Origin of the sequence: Actinoplanes xinjiangensis, assembly GCF_003148685.1 — a bacterium.
Classification (GTDB): Bacteria; Actinomycetota; Actinomycetes; order Mycobacteriales; family Micromonosporaceae; genus Actinoplanes; species Actinoplanes xinjiangensis.
Genome location: NZ_QGGR01000015.1, coordinates 158,386 through 179,535, shown reverse-complemented (window position 1 = coordinate 179,535; position 21,150 = coordinate 158,386). Strand labels below are relative to the sequence as shown.

Below are 21,150 nucleotides of genomic sequence, written 5' to 3'. Positions count from 1 at the left end.
CGTTGTCCGTGGGCGACAGTGTCCACTCTGGACTCGTCCGATGGCAAGTCGCTCCAGAGTCGCCCGAGAGTCACCGTAAGTGACTGATTTTTGATCGATAAACGTCGATCATAGACGTACGCGACTTTAGGGTGCCTTAAGAAGAGGACCCCGGACTGGCGCATCATGCGGAACATTCCGTAACGTGCGCACCATGGCATTTCGGAGCTGGCTGAAGCTGCTGGCCGCCACCACCACGGCGGCCGCGGTTGTCGGGGCCGGTCAACTCGGCATCGCCTACGGGCTGGGCATGGTGCGGCTCGACCAGACGCTGGAACTCACTCAGCGTGACCAATGGACAGCGCAACTCGCCTGGGTCGCCTGGATCACCATGACCGCCGCCGCGATCGGTGCCGTGGTCGCGACCGGCCTGCGCCCCCGCTGGTCCCCCCGCCCGGTCAGCGCCGGCGGCGCCCTCGGGATGGGCCTCGCAGCCGGCTTCGGCGCCCTCGCGGTGCTGCCGCTCACCATGCAGCCGGCCCGCTTCGCCCAGGTCGCCGGGGTGCAGCCGGTCCTGGTCATCGGCATCTGCGCCGGCCTCGGTGCGGCCCTGGGCATCTTCGCCGGTTATGCGGCGGCCGCCCGGGCGGTCGCCCGCTGGAGCGTCTCCACCCTCACCGTCGCCGTCTGGCTCGTGGCTCTGATCTCGGTCGCCCCGTCGCTGCTGCCCGGCCGGACCCAGCAGACGGCCCGCCTCGGCGTCCTCGAGGGCGCCCTGGTTCCGGGTGCCGTCACCGAGTACACCCAGTTCGTCACGATGCCCGTGATCGCGCTGCTCGCCGGCCTGATCATCGGCTGGACCGCCCGCGGCCGGAAGATGCCGACCCTGACCGTGGCACTCAGCGGCCTCGCCGGCCCGGCCCTGCTGACCGTGGCGTACCTGATCGCCGGCCCCGGCGCGGCCGGCGGCTTCCAGCTCGACCCCTACTGGGGGGCGATGACCGCCGCCGGTGCCGGGGTCCTCGGCTCGGTGCTCGCCGCCATCGTGCGCAGCACCTCGGAGCCCGGCCGCACCCCCGAGCCGGAGACCCCGGTCGCCGACTCACCGACCGACGCCAAGCCCGAGCCGTCGCCCGCCACCGCATCCGGCCGGGCCACGCTGCCCCGTCGGGACGTACCCGTGCAGTCCGCGATCGCCCAGGCCGCGGCAGCCGCGGCGCGGCGCCCGGAGAACGAGCTGCGTCCCTCGGACACCGGCGTCCTGCACGTGGCGGTCGCCGACCGGCCGCACCCGCTGCAGGACCTGAACACCGCGCCCGGGTTCGGTGCGCAACCGCATCCGGCGACACTGCCGGCGGGTGTCGCGCCCGCCACCATCCACCCCCCGGCGCCCTACGGCCAGGCTTCCGGTGCACCCGCATCCCACGGCCAGGCTTCCGGTGCGCCGCCCGCGTCCTACGGCCCGGCATCCGCCGGGGCACCGGTGGCCTTCGGCGCACCCGCCGGGGCCTCAGGGGCCTTCGGCGCGCCCGCCGGGGCATCAGGGGCCTTCGGTCAAGCGCAGGCCTCCACCGCCGAGCCGCGTTTCTCCGGCCAGAAGGAGCAGCCGCCGGTCAAGGCCGCCGGTGGTCTGCGACGCGGATGGCGTACGCGGAAGCCCGCCCCCGAACCCCAGCCCGCCACGCCGTCACCCGCACTGACCGGCGACACCGGCTCCTTCAACGGGTTCACCGCCAACCTGCCCGGCCCTCGCACCGGCATCGACACCGCCGAGCACCCGCGGGGCGCCCAGCGGACTCCGCTCACCCCGGAGCCGACCCCGATCAGCGCCCCGCTGCCGCAGCCGACGCCGATCGCCCCGCCGCCCACCGCCCCCGGCGGGCAGGGCCGCAAAGAGGACGAGTACGTCAACTGGGTCAACGGCCTCGGCAGCGCCTGACCGCGAACATCAGGGCCCGGACGCGTGTGGCGTCCGGGCTTTTTGTCTGCGGTAACCTTCTCGCCTGTTCTACGGCCGCCTTCTCGCTCTTTCTACGGTCACCTTCTCGCTCTTTCTGCGGTCACCTTCTCGCCGCCACCCGGCGCCGACCGCGTCACCTCCGTGGTGGCGTCGGCGTGAACACCCGGCCAGCGTCCGACCGCAGGGGTTGCACCGTCGTAAAAGATCGGCGAACACCGATGAAATGATGCGATCGGGAGGTGCCGCCAACCGCCTGAAGCAGTGACGATTCTCCATGTCCGGGTTCATCCCCCACCGACATCGGGAGTCCGAACATGATCACCCGTATCGGCCGGTTCCTCTCCGGCCTGGCCCTGGTCCTGGCCCTCTCCGGAACCGCCCTCGTCGCCCCCGCGATCGTCTCGCCGACATCGACCGACGCAGCACGGGCGGCCGTCCACAACACCTGCACGATCGGCCGCTGTTCGGCCGCACGCACCGCCTTCACCGGCTGGCAGTCCCTCGGCTGGCCGACCACCGGTGGTTGGTACTCCTGGCCCTACGGCAACTACAACTACACCGGCGGCCGGTTCTACAACCGCGAGGGCCAGCTGCCCTCCGCCACGTACAGCGAATACGACGTCTACTCCCGCACCCGCGGCGCCTCCCGTGACGCCTACCGCATCGTGGTCAACCGCAGCACTCGCATCGCCTACTTCACCCCGGACCACTACGTCACCTTCTACAAGCTTTGAGCCCTTCCCTTTCGTACGCGCGGCGACCGTTCCCGACGGCCGCCGCGCACCCGTTTCGGCCCGTGATTGCACGCCTGTCCGGTCTCCGCAACCAAACCGGCAACCGCTTAGCACCGCGAACGAGCTCAAGCAGAGAAACCCTGAAAACAGCGCGAGAAACAGCGCCGTGAGCCCTTAGCCGGGCCCCTCCCCGACCGAACAAACTGGCGCAAGCAACGAGCACCGCTCGGCCGATAAACGCAAACCCGCCGCAAGCCGGGGACGCAAAGCCACAGGGCCCACGAGGCCGGCTGGGCTACCGACCAGGGGAGAAAAATAGATGCGTAGCATGGTTCAGCTGCTGGGCGGCGCCGCCGTCGCCGGAGTCGTCGCCGCGGGCAGTACCGCCTTCACTGGATACGGCGCCTTCAGCACCATCAGCACGCCGCCGCACCTGGGTGGCACCATCACGCAGGCCGTCACCGGTGCTGAACTGACCGGTGTAGCACTCACCGCGACTACCCCTGGCCAGGTGACTCGCGTCGTGCTCACCTTCGCCACGGACACCCCCGATGGCAAGGCCGTCACACTTGCCACCGACGGCACGCCGGGCGGCACGGCTACCGCCTTCTTCTGCACCGCGACCTCTACCCAGACTTCGCAATGCGACGCTGGCACCGCGCTCAACACCGCCGTTGGCTACGTGTTCGACGTCTCGACGCTCACCATCACTGTTGCCTGATCAACTGCACTGAACGTCACCTGACGAGTGGCGTTGACGGCTACAGTCGGCCAGAAAAGCCGTGAGCGGAGTCGTCATACCACCGTTGATTCGTCGGGTCGTGATGGCCGCCATCTTAGCGATGGCGGCCATCGGCGTTTGGGCAGTAGGGACGCATCAACTGTCATATGTAATTACCAGCGGCATCAGTATGCAACCGGTGTACTACGCCAAGGACCTCGTCTTCATCAGGCCTTCGGATTCCTACGAGATAGGACAGATCGCCGCATACCATGGTCCCGGTGGCGTTGAAGTACTACACCGCATCATCGGCGGTGACGCCGAAACAGGATTCGTCCTCAAGGGAGACAACAACCAGTCGATCGACGTCGACAAGCCCACCGCGGACCAACTGATCGGTCGAGCGGCCCTACATGTCCCCCGAGGCGGCGTCTGGCTTGGTCCACTACTCAGCCCCACCAGCCTGGGCATCGTCGGGTTCCTGTTCGTCAGCGGCGGTACCGCAGCGGCACGGAACCGCCGAGAGATAGCACGCGGTCGCCGCAAGAAAAAAGTGAAAGTGAGAGGCATGTCCAGCCAAGGCGGCTCCTGGGCTGCGGCTACCACCGTTATCAAGGCGGTTGGCCGCCTACACCCCGCAATGCGAGTAGTCGCCGCTCTTGCCGTCGCCTGCGGCGTTATCGGTGTCGGTCTGGGTGTATTGGGCTGGATGAAGCCGACGTCGGAGGCGGTCGCCGGAACGGAATACCCCGGGGAGTCGATGACCTTCTCCTACTCGGCTGTGGTCCCCCGCTCGGCCGCCTATGACGGCACGACGGTCTACTCGCCGGATCCCGTGTTCCGAAGGCTCGCCAAGGTGGTGAATCTTCAACTGAGCTACCGAGGCGGGCCCGGTCACATCGAAGTCAACGGCCGATTATCAGCGGAGAACGGCTGGCACACCGCGTTACAGTTCTCCCAGCGGAAACAATTCACCACCGACCGCTACACCGACACGATTCAACTAGATCTTGACGCCATGGAGCAGCGCGCGAAAGCCGCGGGCGAAGCCATCGGTGTCGACATCGCAGCAGTCACCGTGGAGGTCGCGGTGCGCGTCGGACATGGCGACGGACCGCTTTTCGAACCGAAAATCTTGTTCAATCTTGCTCCGGTGCAGCTCTCGCTGCTCAACGGCCCCACCTCTCTCGTCGTCAACCCATCGACCTCCGCATCGGGAAGTTCGGTCCAAACGCGATACATCAAGGCATTCGACTACAATCTCCTCAGTGCCGCAAACGCTCGCCGATATGCGATGCTCCTCCTCGTTGCAGGAGTTATGGCGGCCGGACTCGTGGCCATGACTGCGTTGCGCACCGTTTCTTTGCGCACCCGCGCCCAGATCCAGCGCCGCTACCCGCATCTCCTCGTTCCGGTGGAGCCGATGGCCAGCCCGCCCGGCAAGCCCGTCGTTGTCGTCGACACTTTCCCGGCACTGGTGAAGCTGGCCGAGAAATACGGGCAGATGATCCTCACCTGGACCCGGCCGGACGGCGCTGACGACTTCGTGGTTCGAGACGAGGGCATCCTCTACCGCTACCGGATCGAACCGGAAGCGGTCCCTGCCAGCCCGGCGAAGCCTGAGGTGCAGCCGGCTGCCTCGCCGGCATCTGACGGGATCACTTCGGCGAGCGGAACGGCGCCGGTCCTGCAGCTTCCGCCCTCTCCTGAGACGCCGCCGGAGCTTCAAGCGGACGGTGCGGGAGGCGAAGAAACCGCTGCCGCCGAGGGCGCCCCGGTAAAGAAGACGGCGCCTCGCAAACGCACGACCCGGACCGCCGCCGCCAAGGCCGCAGCGAAGACGACCGCCACGAAAACGACGACCGCCAGGAGTGCTCCGGCGAAAGCCCCCGCGAAACGCACCCGCGCCCAGGCGAAATCCGTTCCCGAACCCGAGACCACCGTCGCGACCACGCCCGACGTTGAGGTCTCCGCGGACACGTCACCGGATCAGCCGGCGCCCGCCACCGAGGCCGTCCACGCCTCCGGTACCGATACTGGCGAGACCATTGTGTTTGCTGTGACCGCCGAGCATTCCGATGCCGATGGTTCCGGCGAGCCCACTGTGGATACTGCGGATTCACAGGTAGAGAGCTTTCCGGCAACCGGCCCCTCCGACAAAACGCTTCTCACTGACGCGAAAGAGAAGCCAGAATCCGGCATCGGGGCGCCCCTGTTGGCCGAGTTCGACTCCACGCAGCTCAGTCCGGAGCCGGAAAGAGTCACCGCTCACCCGAAGACACTCACCACCGGGGCAGAAGAGCCCTCCTCCGACCCGAAGACGCCCATCAGCGAGTCGGAAGAACCCGCCTCCGGCCCGGCGTCACTCACCACTGAACCGGAACCCGTCTTCAGTCCGAAGACGCTCACCGGCGACGCGGAAGACCCCGCCCCGGAGCCGAAGACGCTCACCACCGAATCGGAAGAACCCGCCCCCGAGGCGAAGGCACTCACCGCCGAACGGGAAGAACCCGCCCTCGAGGCGCGGGGGCCCACCGCCGAATCGGGACCGCTCGCCACCAGCCTGGAAGAGCCCGCCTCGGTGCCGGAAACCCTTGCGGCCACGCCGGCGAGACTCACCGCCGAGCCGGACATGCTCGCCGCTGACACGGAGATTCCGACCGTCGAAACGGATCCGGTTTCGCCCACGCCCGAATCCACCCGGACCGAGGTGAAAGGGAGCCGGGAAGCGGACCGATCAGAGCCGGAGGCGACGGTGGAGGCGACGGTGGAGGCCGCCCGAGCCGAGATGCCGACAGCGCCAGAGACCGCAGAACCACAGCTGCCCCAGGCAGAGGCAGCGGAGGCGCCCCAGTCACGGAGCCAGAAGCGGGCCACCCGCCGGAAGTCCCGTTCGCGCCGGGGACCGCAACCGGCCGTGGATGAGCCGTCCGCCGCTGACGGGCTCGCCCTGACGGACGAGTCCGACCCGAACCTCACGGCGGACAAGCCCGAACCGAAGCAGCATCCCGAATCGAAACAGCACCCCAAAGCGGAGCAGCACCCCAAAGCGGAGCAGCACCCCGAATCGGAGCTGCGCCCTGAACCGAAGCGGCACCCCCAACCGAAGCGGCGCCCTGAACCGAACCGGCATCTCGAACCGGAACAGCGCCCCGCAATGGAGCTGACTCAGGAGCCGCGCTCGACCGATGAGGCACGCGAGGCGATGGAGGACCTGGTCGACCGCAACCGCCCCATCATCGACGCGGAGCTGGAACCCGAGGCACAGCCGGCAGCCGCACCGGAGCCACAGCGGGAACCGATCTACGACTTCCTGCCGCCGGCGAAGCGCTTCCCGGCTCCGCCCGAGCCGGACGACGAGCCGGACGCTTAGACGTTCGCCCCGCGGCAGCCAGGACGGGAGCACACACAAAGCCATCGTGTGTCCAGGCCCCCGCCATGACGAGGATGAGGGACCACAATCCGCAGATCGTGATCGCCTACCCACGCCATGACGAGGACCAAAGCACACACATTGCGAGCGTGGACGCTGATCGTCGCTCCCGGGCGGGGACGACCGACACGACGGCAACCGGCACCCGCCATCCGGCATTCGGCATTCGGCACTTGCCATCCAGCACTTGCCATCCGGTGCCATCCAGCACTTGCCATCCGGTGCCATCCAGCACTTGCCATCCGGCACTGCCATCCGGAATCCGGCGCCCGGGACCCGGCACCCGGTCGGCGCCAAGTGCCCGTCCGTCCCGAAAGCCTCCGCCCAGCAGCAGAACCCTGCCAAGTGCCCTCCGCCGGCGCAGTGAGTGTCGAGACAACCCGAGGTCCGACCGGACCACACCAGAACCGGTACCCCCCGCAGATCTAGGCAGTCGGTGTGACCGGCAGGTAGACCCGCCCACCCGCATCAACGAACTCGGTCGACTTGGCCTTCATCCCCGCGGCCCGGATCTCATGGCTGATCTTCATGGAGCAGAACTTCGGCCCGCACATCGAGCAGAAGTGCGCCGTCTTGGCGGGCGCCGCCGGCAGCGTCTCATCGTGGTACGCCCGGGCGGTCTCCGGGTCGAGCGCCAACTCGAACTGGTCCTCCCACCGGAAGTCGAACCGGGCCCGGGACAGCGCGTCATCCCATTCCTGCGCTCCCGGATGCCCCTTGGCGATGTCCGCCGCGTGGGCCGCGATCTTGTAGGCGATCATCCCGGCTTTGACGTCTTCCTTGTTGGGCAGCCCGAGGTGTTCCTTGGGGGTGACGTAGCAGAGCATCGCCGTCCCGAACCATCCGATCATCGCCGCCCCGATGGCCGACGTGATGTGGTCGTAGGCGGGCGCGATGTCGGTGGCCAGTGGCCCGAGGGTGTAGAACGGCGCCCCGCCACAGAGCTCGACCTGGAGATCCACGTTCTCCTTGATCTTGTGCATGGGCACGTGACCGGGACCTTCGACCATGACCTGTACGTCGTACTCCCACGCGATGTGGGTGAGTTCGCCGAGGGTGCGCAACTCGGCGAACTGGGCTTCGTCGTTGGCGTCGGCGATCGATCCGGGGCGGAGTCCGTCACCGAGGGAGAACGTGATGTCGTACTCCCGGAAGATCTCGCACAGTTCGCGGAAGTGGGTGTAGAGGAAGTTCTCCCGGTGTTCGGCGAGGCACCAGGCCGCCATGATCGACCCGCCGCGGGAGACGATGCCGGTGACCCGTTCGGCGGCCATCGGCACGTAGGCGAGCAGTACCCCGGCGTGGATCGTCATGTAGTCGACGCCCTGTTCGGCCTGCTCGATGACGGTCTCCCGGAAGATCTCCCAGGACAGTTTGAGCGGGTCGCCCTTGACCTTCTCGAGCGCCTGGTAGAGGGGCACGGTGCCGATCGGGACGGGCGAGTTCCGTACGATCGACTCTCTGGTCTCGTGGATGTGCGGCCCGGTGGACAGGTCCATCACGGTGTCGGCGCCCCAGCGGGTCGCCCAGGTGAGTTTTTCGACCTCCTCGTCGATCGACGAGGTGACGGCCGAGGTGCCGATGTTGGCGTTGACCTTCACGAGGAAACGCGAGCCGATGATCATGGGCTCGGACTCGGGGTGGTTGCGGTTGGCCGGCAGTACGGCGCGGCCCGCGGCGATCTCGTCGCGGACCAGTTCCGGCGGGACGCCTTCGCGGATGGCGACGTACTCCATCTCCGGCGTGATGATCCCGGCCCGCGCGGACGCGAGTTGGGTCCGCCCGGTGTGCCAGGGTTTCCGCATCTCGGGCAGCCCGTCGGTGGGTGTGCTGCCGGGACCGGACGTGTCGTAGAGGCGCACCGGCGGGTTGTCGCCGGTCAGCACCACCTCGGTGAACGGCACCCGGATGTCCGGGCGGGGACCTTCCACGTAGACCTTGCGACGCATGATCAATACCTCCCCAAAGTAGGATGAAACCGGCGACGAACGGCAGCACGGAGCCACCGGCCGTACCGCCGCAGATCTAGACGGACCAGCCGAAGTGGTCCAGTGGGCCGGGCCCGGATCCGAGCCGCCACGAGCTGCCGCCGCGCAGACCCCGATTCACGTAGTCCTTGGCCGCCGCCACCGCATCCGGCACCGTGTCGCCGGCGGCCAGCCGCACCGCGATCGCCGACGAGAACGTGCAGCCCGACCCATGGTTGTTCTCGGTCACGACGGGGTCGCCGCGCAGTAGCGTCGTCTCCCCCGCCACATGCAGGACGTCGAGCGCCAGCTCACTTCCGGTCACCACGACGGCGCGCGGCCCGAGGGCCGCCAGCTCGGCCGCCGCCGAGATCATCTCCTCGGTGGTCTCCACCCGCCGTCCGAGGAGGGCGCCGGCTTCATGCCGGTTGGGGGTCAGAATGCAGGGGTACGCCGTAAGCACCCCGACGACCGCAGCCTCCCCGAGCCGGCTTCCCGCGGTGGCCACCAGCACCGGGTCGACCACGAGGTTCGGCAGATCGTCCACACGCGACGCGAGGAGCTTGGCGACGGCCGGATCCGAGATCATCCCGACCTTGACGGCCGCGACCGGCAGATCCGACAGCACCGCGTCCAGTTGGGCGGCCACGACGTCCACCGGAACCGGATGGACAGCGGTCACCCCGAGCGTGTTCTGGGCCGTGATCGCCGTGATCACCGACGTGCCGAACATCCCGAGCGCCGCGAACGTCTTCAGATCCGCCTGGATCCCCGCGCCCCCACCGGAGTCCGACCCGGCGATCGTCAAAACCACCGGCGGCGTCACCACCCACCCCCACTCAACCCCCGGCTGGTCCCCACCGCTGTCTCAACAGACCCGAGACAGCGGCCAGAACCAGCCGCCGAAACCCGGCTGGACGCCACCGCTGTCTCGGCGGGCGGGAGAGAGCGGTGAGAGCCGGCCGCGAAGGCGGACGACAGTTCGTGGGCCGTGCGTTCGGGGTCTCGTGATCGCATCAGTGCTCCCATCACCGCGATTCCGGCCGCACCGGCAGCCGCGCACTCCGCCGCCTGCGCAGCCGCCCCGATGCCGCCGAGGGCGAGCCAGGGCACGGGCGCGCGCAGCTCGGCGGCCCCCGTCGCCCCGAGCGCCGGCCCGTACCCCGGCTTCGACGAGGTCGGGTAGACCGGTGACAACGTCACGTAGTCCACTCCCGACAGATCCTCCGTGCCGTGCCAGGAACGGCCGGTCAGTGCCGTCCCGGACGGGAGCGGATCAGAACCGGACAGATGCACGGCCGTCCCGCCGAGCGGATCCGGACCCGCGATGATCAACTGATTCCCAGGGACGACCGACCGGAGCCTGGTGGCCAGGGCCGCGCGATCACCGTACGAAAGATCCCTCTCGCGGAGGATGACCCACGCGGCGCCGCCGCGGACCGCCTGCCGCACCACCTCGATCAGCGGACCGGAAGCGGACCGCCGATCGGTGAGCACGACGAGCCCGCCCGGGGTCACCATTGCGCGATGCCGTCGTCGGCGGTGGACGCGACCGCATGGAACCGCCGTGGGATGCGTCCCGCTGCGCGGGCGAGCCGGCCGGCGGTGACCGCGTGCCGCATCGCCGTCGCCATCGCCACCGGGTCGTCGGCGCGGGTGATCGCGCTGGCGATGAGCACCGCGTCGCAGCCGAGTTCCATGGCGAGCGCCGCGTCCGACGCGGTGCCGATGCCGGCGTCGAGCACCACCGGCACGTCGACGTTCTGCACGATCAACTCGATGTGGTGCGGGTTGGAGATGCCCAGGCCGGAGCCGATCGGGGAGCCGGCCGGCATCACCGCGGCACAGCCGGCGTCGGCGAGGCGGCGGGCCAGGATCGGATCGTCACTGGTGTACGGCAGAACGGTGAACCCGTCCGCGACGAGGGTCTCGGCCGCTCGCAGGAGTTCGATCCCGTCCGGCAGCAGGGTCCGTTCATCGCCGATGACCTCGAGTTTGATCAGATCCGTCTCGAAGGCCTCCCGGGCCATCTGTGCGGTCTTCACCGCATCGCCGGCGGTGTAGCAGCCGGCCGTGTTCGGCAGCACCCGCACGCCCAGCCGGTCCAGCATCGGCAGCAGCCCGGGCCCGGCCGCGTCGACCCGGCGCAGCGCGACCGTGACCAGCGTCGACTCGGACGCGGCGATGGCCTCCTCCAGCGCGGTGAGACTGTTCGCCCCGCCGGTGCCGAGGATCAGCCCGTTGTCCGGAAGGAACGTCATGTCAGCCTCCCTGCGCAGCGGTGAGGACCTCGATCCGGTCGCCGTCGACCAGATCCACCGTCGACCAGCTGGACCGCGGCACCACGGTGCCGTTGACGGCGACCGCCACCCCACGCTGGGCGGCGATGATCTCGGCGACCAGGGTCGCGACCGAGCAGGTGCCCGGCCGGCTCTGGGCCTGGCCGTTGATCGTCAGCTTCATCGGAACCTCCCGGGGGCGAACGCGTCGATGATCGGGTCCGCCGAGCCGGTGAGTACCAGGTCGGCGATGAGTCGTGCGGTGATCGGGGCGAGCAGGATCCCGTTGCGGAAATGACCGGCGGCCACCACGACGCGGCGGTCGTCGTCGAGGAACCCGAGGATGGGCGCGTTGTCCGGGGTGCCCGGCCGGTGCCCGACGGTGACCTCGGTGAGTTCGTGGTCGGCGAGTCCGGGCACCAGGTCGAGGGCGGCGCGCAGCAGGTCGTGCACGCCGCCGGCGGTGGGCATCCGGTCGGCCCGTTCCTCCTGGGTGGCGCCCACGACGACCTCCCCGTCGGCGCGCGGGACCAGGTAGACGTGCCGCCCGTCGGCCGCGCCGTGGAGCACGTGGCGGAGCAGGCCGGGTTCCCCGCGCAGGCGGAGCACCTGACCTTTGACCGGCCGGATCGGCAGCCCGGTGAGCGCTCCGGTCCGGTGCCCGGCGGCGACGACGATCACGTCGGCGTCCAGCTCGGACAGGTCGGAGACGGTACGCGTGACCAGCCGGCCGGTGAGCGAGGCCCGCAACGCCGCCATCACCTTGCGCGGATCGACCTGATGCTCGGCTGAGGCGAAGGCCCCGGCCCGCACCCGGGGCGAGATGGCGGTTTCGAGATCACGCACCTGGGACCCGGTCAGCGGAGTCAGCTTCTGGTGCTTCCACTCCCGCGCCGCCTCGGCGACGTCATCCGCGGTGAGAGCCAGAGACAGCGTCCCGGCCCGGTCGTAACCGACATCACCGAGCCCGGCCACGAACGGGGGCCACAGCTGGTACCCCGCTTCCAGCAGCCGCGTGAGATGCGGATATTCGAAGGCCGACTCCCCACCGGGGGCGAGCATCCCGGCCGCGACGTGCCAGGCCCCGTCCGCCCCCTCGGGCGCCGGGTCGTAGACGGTGACGTCCGCCCCACGGTTCAGGAGTTCCGTGGCGATGGAGAGACCGATAATGCCGCCACCGACGACGGCGACCGGGCCGGGGGTCATGGCAGGACCGCCAGGAACTCCGCGACCGCTCCCTTCGGGTCCGCCGTGAAGGCGGAGACAGCCGCGATCCCGTGCACCGCGAGCTGCGGCACCCGTTCCGCGGTGATGCCGCCGATCGCCAGAACCGGGATACCCGGCACCGCGTCGGCGACGGCCGCGATCGCGGCCGGTCCGAGCGGTGGTGGCAGCCCGTCCTTGGTGGACGTGGGAAAGGCCGGCCCGACCCCGAGATAGGTGGCCCCGGCGCTGACGGCGGCCCGCGCGGCTTCCGGGTCGCGGCAGGTGGCGCCGATGATCAGCGCCGGCCCGAGCACCCGGCGGGCCGCGTCCACCGGCAGGTCGTCGGCGCCCAGGTGGACACCGTCGGCACCGGCCGCGAGAGCCACCCCGACGCGGTCGTTGACCAGCACCGGCGTTCCGGCCGGGCGACAGATCGCCACGGCGGCGACGGCCAGCGCGTACGCCTGCGCGTCGTTGCTCTTGACTCTGATCTGGACGGCCACGTCGTCCAGCCCGGCGACACCGCGGACAACGCCGATGTCGTCGGTTATGACGTGGATACGGGGAAACGATGTGCCCATGAAGCACTCCTCCCTGCGCCGGCATTACCCGGATCAGGTTCTACGGTCGGGGGCCGCATCAGCCCCCCTCTCAGCCCGGTGCCCGGACTCCCGTGGGTTGTTCGTAACCGGACCATAACCGGTCCGTGACGAGAAAACTAGCGGACGTCCCAGACCGGCTCCGGAACCTCCACCACCTCGCCGTCGCTCCTGAACAGCACGAACCGATCGAAAGACCTGGTGAACCAGCGGTCGTGCGTGACAGCGATCACCGTGCCCTCGAACGCCTTCAAACCCTCCTCCAGTGCTTCCGCGGAGGCCAGGTCCAGGTTGTCGGTCGGCTCGTCGAGCAGCAGCACGGTCGCCCCGGACAGTTCGAGCAGCAGCACCAGGAACCGTGCCTGCTGTCCACCGGAGAGGGTCCCGAACCGCTGGTCACCCTGGGCGGCGAGCTCGTACCGGTTCAGGTGTTTCATCGCACCCGCGCGGTCCAGACCGGACCGGTGCTCGTCACCACGCCACAGGATCTCGACGAGGGTCTTCTCCACCAGTTCGGGCCGGTCGTGGGTCTGCGAGAAGTGGCCGGGCCGGACCCGCGCCCCGAGACGGGCCTTGCCGTCGTGCGAGACCTTCGCCAGCGGCGCCCCGTCGACCGGTTTGTGCTCCAGGTCGGGGTCGGTGCCGCCGGCCGCGAGCAGGCGCAGGAAGTGCGACTTGCCGGTGCCGTTGGCGCCGAGGACGGCCACCCGGTCGCCATACCAGATCTCCAGGTCGAACGGGAACGTCAGGTTCTCCAGTTCGAGCTGTTCGCAGACGACCGCGCGCTTACCGGTACGGCCGCCGCGCAGGTTCATCTTCACGGCCTGGTCCTTCGGCGGCAGCGGCGGCGGGCCGGCCTCCTCGAACTTGCGGAGCCGGGTCTGCGCGGCCTGGTAGCGGGAGGCCAGACCGTCGTTGTAGGCGGCCTTGTTCTTGAGCATGAAGACCAGTTCCTTGATCTTCTCGTGTTCCTCGTCCCAGCGGCGGCGCAGCTCCTCCATCCGCTCGTGCCGGTTCGACCGGGCCTCGTGCCAGGAGGCGAACCCGCCCGGATGCGTCCACGCGCCGCCGCCCTCGACGGCGACGACCCGGCTCGCGGTCTCGGCCAGCAGTTCCCGGTCGTGCGAGACGTAGAGCACCGACTTGTTCGACTCGCGCAGCCGTTGCTCCAGCCAGCGTTTCGCGGGCACGTCGAGGAAGTTGTCCGGCTCGTCGAGCAGCAGCACCTCGTCGTTACCGCGCAGCAGCAGGTCGAGGGCGAACCGTTTCTGCTCGCCGCCGGAGAGGGTCCGCACGATCCGGCTCCTGGCCTCCTCCCACGGCTTGCCGAGGATGGACACCGTCACCGTGTCGAAGAGCACCTCGGCGTCGTACCCACCGGCCTCACCCCAGTGGGCGAGCGCGTTGGCGTACGCGATCTGGCTCTTCTCGGTCTCGCCGAGCGCCGCGGCGGCGGCCCGCAAGCGCTCACCGGCCTGCCGCAGCGGGGGTGAGACGAGCGACAACGCAAGATCCTCAAGGGTACGGTCGTCGCCGATCATGCCGATGAACTGGCGCATCACACCGAGCCCCCCGGACCGGGCGATGGTCCCGCTCTGGGTCGGTATGTCACCGGCCACCATGCGCATGAGCGTGGTCTTGCCCGCCCCGTTGGGACCGACGAGCGCGACCTTGGCCCCCTCGCCGACCCGGAACGACACGTCGGCGAACAGCTCGCGCCCATCCGGGAGCACGAAGGCTGCACCGGCGACATCCACGTAACCCATGGCCGCATCCTCCCCGTCGAACCTGGTTCAGTCAGCCGATTTTCCGGTGACCCGAAGCACCCGGAACCCCTTCTGGCTGGCTGTCCTCTCCACGGTCCAGCCGAGGCCGACCAGCCAGGTGTGCAGCGAGTCACCACCGAGGTGGCGGTTGATCACCAGCCACGCCGTACCGCCCGGTGCGAGCCGGGGCAGCCAGTGCTCCAGCAGGGCGTGCAGCCCGGCCTTGCCGATGTGGGTGGGCGGGTTGCTCCAGATCTCGGCGAACGTCACGTCGCCGGGCACCTCGTCGGGCGCCCGGACCAGCACCCGCTCCCCGAGGCCGAGCCGTTCGGCGTTCTCCACGGCCAGGTCACGGGCGCGCGAGTTGACGTCGACCGCGTAGACCGTGACCTGCGGCGCCTCGGTGGCCAGCACGCAGGTGATCGGCCCGTACCCACAGCCGAGGTCGAGCAGGGTGCCCTCGGTACGGGCGTCGGGCAGCCCGGCCTTGCGCAGCAGCACGGCGGTCCCGGGGTCCAGGCGGCCGGCCGAGAAGACCCCGGAGGCGACGGTCAGCCGGTAGTCACGGCCGGCAACGGTGAACTCGATCTCGCCCCGCCGCAGCGGCGCTTCGGGATCGGCGGTGAAGTAGTGGTCGGCGGTCACCCGCCAAGTCTCCCGCCGCCCGGTGACGAGCACCTCGCCGGGGTGGCGGACAGGGTGTGCGTTCATAGATCAGTGTGCGCGCCTAGCTTGAGCCAATGCGGTACGTCACCCCGACGCGCTCCGCCCACCGTGCCGCACCGGCGGGCGGTCTGCCCCTCCTCATCCGACTTCCCGCCCGGGGCCAGCATCGTCGCCGGACCCGGCGTCACCTGCGGCGTGAGCCGCTGACCGCCCACCTGTTCACCCGCGGCCTGGCCGGCCTGATCGTTCTCGGCATCGTGGTGATGCTGGGTGTCCTGATCGTCGCCGACGATCGCCGCCCACCGGCTCAGCTCGCCTCCACCGAGGTCGACCAGCGGATCGCCACGCGGGAGGTGGATCCGGTACCGCTCAGCGCGGACGAGGTCTTCCCCACCGGCGTCACCACCTTCGGTGTGACCCGGACCGACCTCACCGCCGACTGCTCCCTCGCAGCCGGCGGTGCCCTGCGCACCACCCTGCAACGGTACGGGTGCTCGCAGGCGGTCCGGGCCGCTCTCACCGTCCCGTACGCCGACTACCGGATCACCGCCGGCATCCTGAACCTGCCCGACACGACCAGCGCGATGGCCGTCGGTGACCAGGTGCGCTACCTGGTGGAGACGGGCGACGGCAGCTTCACCGAGATGTCCGGCGCGACGACCGGGCCGGGCACCCCGGTGCTGTGGCGCACCCGCGGCCACTACGTCATGTACTGCGTGATCACCGGCCCGTCCGGCGAACTGGTCGCACCGGACGCCCCGCAGATCGACCAGCTAACCCGCGACATCCTCGACACCCACCTGCACGACAGCGTCCTGATCCGCCGGGCGTCCTGAAACCCGGCTGGCTCCCACCGCTGTCTCAACCCGCGCGAGACAACGGTGACGCCCAGCCACAAAGATCCAGCTGGCTCCCACCGCTGTCTCAACGCCGTTGAGACAGCGGTGGCGCCCAGCCAGAGGTCTCAGGCGCGCAGGCGGCGGGTGGCCTCGGCGCGGGCCGCGTACTCGGTCTCCTCCGGGTAGCCGACCGCGACCAGCGTGAGACCGTGCGCCGCGGCGACCATCACCTCACTGGACCGTTCACGCATGGTCAGCAGCCGGGCCGGCCACTCCGGCGGCCGCCGCCCGTCGCCGACCGTCAGCATCGCCCCGACCAGGCTGCGCACCATGGCCTGGCAGAACGCGTCCGCCTGGACGGTCGCCACGCACACCCCGTCCGGGTCCCGCCGCCAGTCCAGCCGGTTGATCGCCCGGATCGTGGTCGCGTGCTCCTTGCGCTTGCAGAACGCCGCGAAGTCGTGCTCCCCCACCAGCCCGGCCGCCGCCGCGTTGAGCCGGTCCAGGTCGAGCGGCCGCATCCAGCCCAGGGTGTCGTGCCGGCGCAGCGGCTCCGGCCCCCACGGCGCGTCCGAGACCCGGTATTCGTAGCGGCGGAAGGTCGCCGAGAACCGCGCGTCGAACGTGTCCGGCACCGCCGCGATCGCCCGCACCCGGGCGTCCCCCGGCAGCACCGCCGCGAGCCGCCGCAGCAGCGAGCCCTCCAGTTCGGTCCAGCGTTCGGCCGGCAGGTCGACGTGACAGACCTGCCCGGTGGCATGCACCCCGGCGTCGGTGCGCCCGGCGACGGTCAGCCCGAGCGGCGTCTCCGCCCCGATCAGACGGGCGAAAGCCTCGACCAGGACCCCCGCGACGGTACGGCGACCCGGCTGCGCCGCCCAGCCGGAGAAGTCCGCGCCGTCGTACGACACGTCCAGTCGAAGCCGAATGGTGTCCGTCATCCGCATGCTCTCCCCAGAGATGGTCGAGGCCCGGCACCCCGAAGGATGCCGGGCCTCGCCCGATGTGGATCTGATCTGTTGAGGATCAGGCCTTGTCGGTGTCTTCGCCCTCGGCCTTGTCGCCGGGCTTGTCACCGGAGGCGCTCACCGGAGCCTCGGCGTCCTGGTCGTCCTGGACGTCGTCGGCCTTGGTGGCGGCGACCGGGGTCTCGTCCTCGGGGGCGAGAGCCTCGACCTTGGCCTGCTGCGCGGCGGCCTTGCGGGCCTCCTTGGACGGGCCGGTGGTGGCCGCGACCTGCAGCTCCTCGACCAGCTCGATGACGGCCATCGGAGCGGCGTCACCCTTGCGCGGGCCGATCTTGGTGATCCGGGTGTACCCACCGGGGCGGGTGGCGTACCGCGGAGCGATCTGCTCGAACAGGGCGTACACGACGTCCTTGTCCTTCACGGTGGCCAGAACCCGACGACGGGCGTGCAGGTCGCCGCGCTTGGCCTTCGTGACGAGCTGCTCGGCCAGCGGGCGCAGCCGCTTGGCCTTCGACTCGGTGGTCTTGATCTTCCCGTGCCGGAAGAGCTCGGTGGCCAGGTTGGCCAGGATGAGCTTCTCGTGGGCCGGGCTGCCGCCGAGGCGGGCACCCTTGGTGGGCGTGGGCATTTCAATTGCTCCTTGAAATGGGGCGCAGCCGAGCTCTTAGAGCTGCTCGGTCTCGCGGTAGTCGTCGGTGTCGTAGTCCACGTCGCCGAACGAGTCGACCACGTGCGCGGGGTCGAAGGACGGCGCGCTGTCCTTCAGGCCCAGGCCCATACCGGCGAGCTTCATCTTGACCTCGTCGATCGACTTCTGGCCGAAGTTCCGGATGTCCAGAAGGTCAGCCTCCGTACGCCCTATCAACTCGCCCACGCTGTTGATGCCCTCGCGCTTGAGGCAGTTGTACGACCGGACGGTGAGGTCCAGCTCCTCGATCGGCAGGGCCAGGTCGGCAGCGAGCTGCGCGTCCTGCGGCGACGGGCCGATGTCGATGCCCTCGGCGGTCTCGTCGAGCTCGCGGCAGAGGCCGAAGAGTTCCACGAGGGTCGAGCCGGCCGAGGCCAGCGCGGTCCGGGGGGAGATCGACGCCTTCGACTCGACGTCGATGATCAGGCGGTCGAAGTCGGTGCGCTGCTCGACACGGGTGGCCTCGACGCGGTAGGTGACCTTGAGCACCGGCGAGTAGATCGAGTCGACCGGGATACGGCCGATCTCGGCGCCGGCGTTCTTGTTCTGCGCCGCGGTGACGTAGCCACGACCGCGCTCGACGGTCAGCTCCATGTCCAGCCGGCCCTTGCTGTTCAGGGTCGCCAGCTTCAGATCGGGGTTGTGCACCGAGACACCGGCCGGGGGCTGGATGTCACCGGCGGTCACGTCGCCCGGGCCCTGCTTGCGCAGGTACATGCTGACCGGCTCGTCGTGCTCCGAGCTGACGGTCAGTTCCTTGACGTTCATGACCAGCTCGACCACGTCCTCCTTGACACCGGGGATCGTGGTGAACTCGTGCAGCACGCCGTCGATCTTGATGCTGGTGACCGCCGCGCCCGGGATGGACGACAGCAGGGTCCGCCGAAGAGAGTTACCGAGGGTGTAGCCGAAGCCCGGCTCCAGCGGTTCGATGGTGAACCGGGAACGGGTCTCGCTGAGCGACTCCTCCGAGAGGGTCGGCCGCTGGCTGATGAGCACGCTGTTCTTCTTTCTGTCGGGCCACCCGCTATTTGATGGCCGTCTCTGTTCTGCTTCGAGGTGCCGGCCCGAAGGCCGGCACCTCGAAAGAGCTGCTACTTGGAGTAGAGCTCGACGATCAGCTGCTCCTGGACCTGCGTGTCGATGACAGCGCGGGCCGGGAGCGAGTGGATCAGGATCTTCATCTCGCTGGGGATCGGCTCCAGCCACGCCGGGACCGGCTTGGAGCCGGCCTGCGCCTGGGCGACGACGAAGGGCGTGAGCTCCTTCGACTTCTCCCGGAGCGTGACGATGTCCTTGTCCCGGACGCGGTACGACGGGATGTCGACCTTGACGCCGTTCACCAGGAAGTGGCCGTGCTTGACCAGCTGGCGGGCGGCGTCACGGGACGCGGCGTAGCCGGCCCGGTAGACGACGTTGTCGAGACGCGACTCGAGGATCTGCAGCAGCACCTCACCGGTCTTGCCGGGCTTGGTGACAGCCTCCTCGTAGTAACCGCGGAACTGCTTCTCGAGCACGCCGTACACGCGGCGGGCCTTCTGCTTCTCGCGGTGCTGGAGCAGGTACTCGGTCTCCTTGGTCCGACCACGGCCGTGCTGGCCGGGCGGGAAGGGACGCGACTCGAACGGGCACTTCGGCCCGTCGCACTTGCTGCCCTTGAGGAACAGCTTCATCTTCTCGCGGCGGCAGCGCTTGCAGTCCGCACCTGTATAACGAGCCATCTCTGAATCCCCCTCAGACCCGGCGACGCTTCGGCGGGCGGCAGCCGTTGTGCGGCTGCGGCGTGACGTCGGAAATCTGCCCGACCTCGAGGCCGGCGGCCTGCAGTGAACGGATGGCGGTCTCCCGGCCGGAGCCCGGACCCTTCACGAACACGTCGACCTTGCGCATGCCGTGCTCCATGGCACGACGGGCGGCCGCCTCCGCAGCGAGCTGCGCGGCGAACGGGGTCGACTTGCGGGAGCCCTTGAAGCCCACCTGGCCGGACGAGGCCCAGGAGATCACAGCACCGGTCGGGTCGGTGATCGACACGATGGTGTTGTTGAAGGTGCTCTTGATGTGCGCCTGCCCGTGGGCGACGTTCTTGCGTTCCTTGCGCCGGACCTTCTTTACTGCGGCCCCAGCGCGTGCCTTCGGTGGCATAAGTCAGTGCGCTCCTATTACTTCCGACCGGGCTTCTTCTTACCGGCGACCGTCCGCTTCGGACCCTTACGGGTACGAGCGTTGGTCCGGGTCCGCTGTCCACGCACGGGCAGGCCCTTGCGGTGGCGGATGCCGGCGTAGCAGCCGATCTCAACCTTGCGGCGGATGTCCGCAGCGACCTCGCGGCGCAGGTCGCCTTCAACCTTGAAGTTGGCCTCGATGTAGTCGCGGAGCTGAACCAGCTCCTCTTCCGTGAGGTCCTTGGCGCGCTTGTTCAGGTCAATCGCGGTAGCAGTCAGTGTCTCCACGGAACGGGTACGCCCGATGCCGTAGATGTAGGTGAGCGCGATCTCCAACCGCTTCTCGCGGGGGAGATCGACGCCGACGAGACGAGCCATTACTGGCGGTACTCCTCGTTCGTGATCCCGGAGGTCTGTGCCCGTCCCATCCCGCCTCTACCGACGGGCCCCGGCCTCCGACCGGGGGTGCAGCCGTGGTCACCCACGGCCGGGACGAGCTTGTTCAGTGGTGCGGATCCTTGCGCTGGACTCAGCCCTGGCGCTGCTTGTGGCGCGGGTCGGTCGAGCAGATGACCATGACCCGGCCGTGCCGCCGGATGACCCGGCAGTTGTTGCAGATCCGCTTGACGCTCGGCTTGACCTTCACGGTTTGCCTTAACTCTCAGTCAGACGGGATGGGAAGATCCCCGCGACTCCGGCTTACTTGTAGCGGTAGACGATGCGCCCACGGGTCAGGTCGTACGGCGACAGCTCGACGACGACCCTGTCCTCGGGAAGGATGCGGATGTAGTGCTGGCGCATCTTCCCGGAGATGTGTGCCAGGACCCTGTGACCATTGGCGAGCTCAACGCGGAACATTGCGTTCGGCAGTGGCTCGATCACACGGCCTTCGATCTCGATGGCTCCGTCTTTCTTTGGCATGTCCTCCGCTACCTGACATCGGGTTCTTGGGGCAGGCTTTCGTAACGTCACATCCGGGTCGAAAAGACCCGAACCAGCCGCGGCTCCGACCCGTCCTCGAAGCGCTTGAGGACATGAAGGAGTGGACGCTACGCGCCAGCGAGCCAGTCTACGCGCCCGTAACAGCGACGCCAAACCGAGGGTTCCGTAACCCGCTGTCGGGCGTGTTCTGGACGGACATCTCGACCATATCCGTCTCAGTGGCCTCGTTTACCGCGGTCCC

General features: G+C 69.1%; 21 protein-coding genes, 1 pseudogene and 2 riboswitches. Of the genes and pseudogenes, 5 read left to right on the top strand and 17 right to left on the bottom strand.

What is annotated here, in order from left to right:
- The first annotated feature begins 193 nt into the window (after positions 1 to 193).
- The 4 genes from BC793_RS49045 (at position 194) to BC793_RS49040 (ending at position 6,767) form a co-directional block, all read left to right on the top strand.
- On the top strand, positions 194 to 1,918 hold the full coding sequence (locus BC793_RS49045) for a hypothetical protein (RefSeq protein WP_146246500.1): 1,725 nt from the start codon (positions 194 to 196) through the stop codon (positions 1,916 to 1,918).
- 335 nt (positions 1,919 to 2,253) lie between these two features.
- The gene (locus tag BC793_RS30220) at positions 2,254 to 2,673 is read left to right on the top strand and encodes a ribonuclease domain-containing protein (protein WP_109598648.1); all 420 of its coding nucleotides are present in this window, start codon (positions 2,254 to 2,256) and stop codon (positions 2,671 to 2,673) included.
- 228 nt (positions 2,674 to 2,901) lie between these two features.
- Positions 2,902 to 2,976, top strand: a riboswitch (cyclic di-GMP riboswitch).
- Between the two features lie 25 nt (positions 2,977 to 3,001).
- Positions 3,002 to 3,394: a hypothetical protein gene (locus tag BC793_RS30215; RefSeq protein ID WP_109598646.1), complete on the top strand. Its 393-nt coding sequence runs from the start codon at positions 3,002 to 3,004 to the stop codon at positions 3,392 to 3,394.
- Between the two features lie 199 nt (positions 3,395 to 3,593).
- Positions 3,594 to 6,767 carry a DUF5305 family protein gene (locus BC793_RS49040; protein ID WP_146246499.1) on the top strand — a complete coding sequence of 1,058 codons (3,174 nt, stop codon included), beginning with the start codon at positions 3,594 to 3,596 and terminating at the stop codon, positions 6,765 to 6,767.
- A gap of 485 nt (positions 6,768 to 7,252) precedes the next feature.
- On the opposite strand, the gene thiC is transcribed toward BC793_RS49040, so the two are convergent.
- The 9 genes and pseudogenes from thiC to BC793_RS30155 all read right to left on the bottom strand — a co-directional run bounded on the left by thiC (position 7,253) and on the right by BC793_RS30155 (position 15,289).
- Positions 7,253 to 8,782, bottom strand: coding sequence for a phosphomethylpyrimidine synthase ThiC (gene thiC / locus BC793_RS30195; protein ID WP_275416245.1), 1,530 nt, complete (start codon positions 8,780 to 8,782; stop codon positions 7,253 to 7,255).
- 70 nt (positions 8,783 to 8,852) lie between these two features.
- Positions 8,853 to 9,620 carry a bifunctional hydroxymethylpyrimidine kinase/phosphomethylpyrimidine kinase gene (gene thiD / locus BC793_RS30190; protein WP_109598820.1) on the bottom strand — a complete coding sequence of 256 codons (768 nt, stop codon included), beginning with the start codon at positions 9,618 to 9,620 and terminating at the stop codon, positions 8,853 to 8,855.
- A 140-nt stretch (positions 9,621 to 9,760) separates the two neighbouring features.
- Positions 9,761 to 10,315, bottom strand: a pseudogene (locus BC793_RS30185) (thiamine phosphate synthase); the annotation flags it as partial.
- The gene (locus tag BC793_RS30180; RefSeq protein WP_109598634.1) at positions 10,309 to 11,055 is read right to left on the bottom strand and encodes a thiazole synthase; all 747 of its coding nucleotides are present in this window, start codon (positions 11,053 to 11,055) and stop codon (positions 10,309 to 10,311) included. The gene BC793_RS30180 and the pseudogene BC793_RS30185, both read right to left, overlap by 7 nt.
- Before the next feature lies 1 nt (position 11,056).
- Positions 11,057 to 11,257: a sulfur carrier protein ThiS gene (gene thiS / locus BC793_RS30175; protein WP_109598632.1), complete on the bottom strand. Its 201-nt coding sequence runs from the start codon at positions 11,255 to 11,257 to the stop codon at positions 11,057 to 11,059.
- A complete protein-coding gene (thiO, locus tag BC793_RS30170; protein WP_109598630.1) occupies positions 11,254 to 12,279 on the bottom strand; it encodes a glycine oxidase ThiO in 1,026 nt (341 codons plus the stop codon). The genes thiS and thiO overlap by 4 nt, the downstream gene beginning before the upstream one ends.
- On the bottom strand, positions 12,276 to 12,860 hold the full coding sequence (locus BC793_RS30165; RefSeq protein WP_109598628.1) for a thiamine phosphate synthase: 585 nt from the start codon (positions 12,858 to 12,860) through the stop codon (positions 12,276 to 12,278). Before BC793_RS30165 ends, thiO begins: the two co-directional genes overlap by 4 nt.
- A riboswitch (TPP riboswitch) is annotated at positions 12,854 to 12,964 on the bottom strand. It overlaps the preceding gene by 7 nt.
- Positions 12,965 to 12,997: 33 nt before the next feature.
- Entirely contained in the window at positions 12,998 to 14,644 is a 1,647-nt protein-coding gene (locus tag BC793_RS30160) for an ABC-F family ATP-binding cassette domain-containing protein (RefSeq protein WP_109598626.1), read from the bottom strand.
- A 27-nt stretch (positions 14,645 to 14,671) separates the two neighbouring features.
- Complete coding sequence (locus tag BC793_RS30155) at positions 14,672 to 15,289, bottom strand: class I SAM-dependent methyltransferase (protein ID WP_109598818.1); 618 nt, start codon at positions 15,287 to 15,289, stop codon at positions 14,672 to 14,674.
- 95 nt (positions 15,290 to 15,384) lie between these two features.
- Between BC793_RS30155 and BC793_RS30150 the strand changes: the two genes are divergently transcribed.
- Entirely contained in the window at positions 15,385 to 16,146 is a 762-nt protein-coding gene (locus tag BC793_RS30150) for a hypothetical protein (RefSeq protein ID WP_109598624.1), read from the top strand.
- 128 nt (positions 16,147 to 16,274) lie between these two features.
- On the opposite strand, the gene truA is transcribed toward BC793_RS30150, so the two are convergent.
- From truA to infA, 8 genes are all read right to left on the bottom strand, one after another.
- Positions 16,275 to 17,090, bottom strand: coding sequence for a tRNA pseudouridine(38-40) synthase TruA (gene truA / locus BC793_RS30145; RefSeq protein WP_109598622.1), 816 nt, complete (start codon positions 17,088 to 17,090; stop codon positions 16,275 to 16,277).
- Positions 17,091 to 17,175: 85 nt separating this feature from the next.
- Entirely contained in the window at positions 17,176 to 17,745 is a 570-nt protein-coding gene (rplQ, locus tag BC793_RS30140) for a 50S ribosomal protein L17 (protein WP_109598620.1), read from the bottom strand.
- Positions 17,746 to 17,781: 36 nt separating this feature from the next.
- The gene (locus BC793_RS30135) at positions 17,782 to 18,804 is read right to left on the bottom strand and encodes a DNA-directed RNA polymerase subunit alpha (protein WP_093618743.1); all 1,023 of its coding nucleotides are present in this window, start codon (positions 18,802 to 18,804) and stop codon (positions 17,782 to 17,784) included.
- A gap of 95 nt (positions 18,805 to 18,899) precedes the next feature.
- A complete protein-coding gene (rpsD, locus tag BC793_RS30130; protein ID WP_093618744.1) occupies positions 18,900 to 19,526 on the bottom strand; it encodes a 30S ribosomal protein S4 in 627 nt (208 codons plus the stop codon).
- Between the two features lie 13 nt (positions 19,527 to 19,539).
- Positions 19,540 to 19,947 (bottom strand): 30S ribosomal protein S11, encoded by a 408-nt coding sequence (rpsK, locus tag BC793_RS30125; RefSeq protein WP_014440747.1) that lies wholly within the window; start codon positions 19,945 to 19,947, stop codon positions 19,540 to 19,542.
- A gap of 17 nt (positions 19,948 to 19,964) precedes the next feature.
- Positions 19,965 to 20,345 carry a 30S ribosomal protein S13 gene (gene rpsM / locus BC793_RS30120; RefSeq protein WP_109598618.1) on the bottom strand — a complete coding sequence of 127 codons (381 nt, stop codon included), beginning with the start codon at positions 20,343 to 20,345 and terminating at the stop codon, positions 19,965 to 19,967.
- Between the two features lie 151 nt (positions 20,346 to 20,496).
- Complete coding sequence (gene rpmJ, locus BC793_RS30115) at positions 20,497 to 20,613, bottom strand: 50S ribosomal protein L36 (RefSeq protein WP_014440745.1); 117 nt, start codon at positions 20,611 to 20,613, stop codon at positions 20,497 to 20,499.
- A gap of 53 nt (positions 20,614 to 20,666) precedes the next feature.
- Positions 20,667 to 20,888 (bottom strand): translation initiation factor IF-1, encoded by a 222-nt coding sequence (infA, locus tag BC793_RS30110; protein WP_018347787.1) that lies wholly within the window; start codon positions 20,886 to 20,888, stop codon positions 20,667 to 20,669.
- Between the last annotated feature and the right edge of the window lie 262 nt (positions 20,889 to 21,150).

Excerpts from the sequence above, each read along its gene's own strand:
- BC793_RS30220 (WP_109598648.1), top strand. The coding sequence starts at position 2,254 with ATGATCACCCGTATCGGCCGGTTCCTCTCCGGCCTGGCCCTGGTCCTG.
- truA (WP_109598622.1), bottom strand. The coding sequence starts at position 17,090 with ATGACGGACACCATTCGGCTTCGACTGGACGTGTCGTACGACGGCGCG.
- BC793_RS49045 (WP_146246500.1), top strand. The coding sequence starts at position 194 with ATGGCATTTCGGAGCTGGCTGAAGCTGCTGGCCGCCACCACCACGGCG.
- BC793_RS30150 (WP_109598624.1), top strand. The coding sequence starts at position 15,385 with ATGCGGTACGTCACCCCGACGCGCTCCGCCCACCGTGCCGCACCGGCG.
- BC793_RS30215 (WP_109598646.1), top strand. The coding sequence starts at position 3,002 with ATGGTTCAGCTGCTGGGCGGCGCCGCCGTCGCCGGAGTCGTCGCCGCG.
- rpsK (WP_014440747.1), bottom strand. The coding sequence starts at position 19,947 with ATGCCACCGAAGGCACGCGCTGGGGCCGCAGTAAAGAAGGTCCGGCGC.
- rpsM (WP_109598618.1), bottom strand. The coding sequence starts at position 20,345 with ATGGCTCGTCTCGTCGGCGTCGATCTCCCCCGCGAGAAGCGGTTGGAG.
- thiS (WP_109598632.1), bottom strand. The coding sequence starts at position 11,257 with ATGAAGCTGACGATCAACGGCCAGGCCCAGAGCCGGCCGGGCACCTGC.
- thiO (WP_109598630.1), bottom strand. The coding sequence starts at position 12,279 with ATGACCCCCGGCCCGGTCGCCGTCGTCGGTGGCGGCATTATCGGTCTC.
- infA (WP_018347787.1), bottom strand. The coding sequence starts at position 20,888 with ATGCCAAAGAAAGACGGAGCCATCGAGATCGAAGGCCGTGTGATCGAG.
- BC793_RS30160 (WP_109598626.1), bottom strand. The coding sequence starts at position 14,644 with ATGGGTTACGTGGATGTCGCCGGTGCAGCCTTCGTGCTCCCGGATGGG.
- rplQ (WP_109598620.1), bottom strand. The coding sequence starts at position 17,745 with ATGCCCACGCCCACCAAGGGTGCCCGCCTCGGCGGCAGCCCGGCCCAC.
- BC793_RS30165 (WP_109598628.1), bottom strand. The coding sequence starts at position 12,860 with ATGGGCACATCGTTTCCCCGTATCCACGTCATAACCGACGACATCGGC.
- BC793_RS30180 (WP_109598634.1), bottom strand. The coding sequence starts at position 11,055 with ATGACGTTCCTTCCGGACAACGGGCTGATCCTCGGCACCGGCGGGGCG.
- rpsD (WP_093618744.1), bottom strand. The coding sequence starts at position 19,526 with ATGGCTCGTTATACAGGTGCGGACTGCAAGCGCTGCCGCCGCGAGAAG.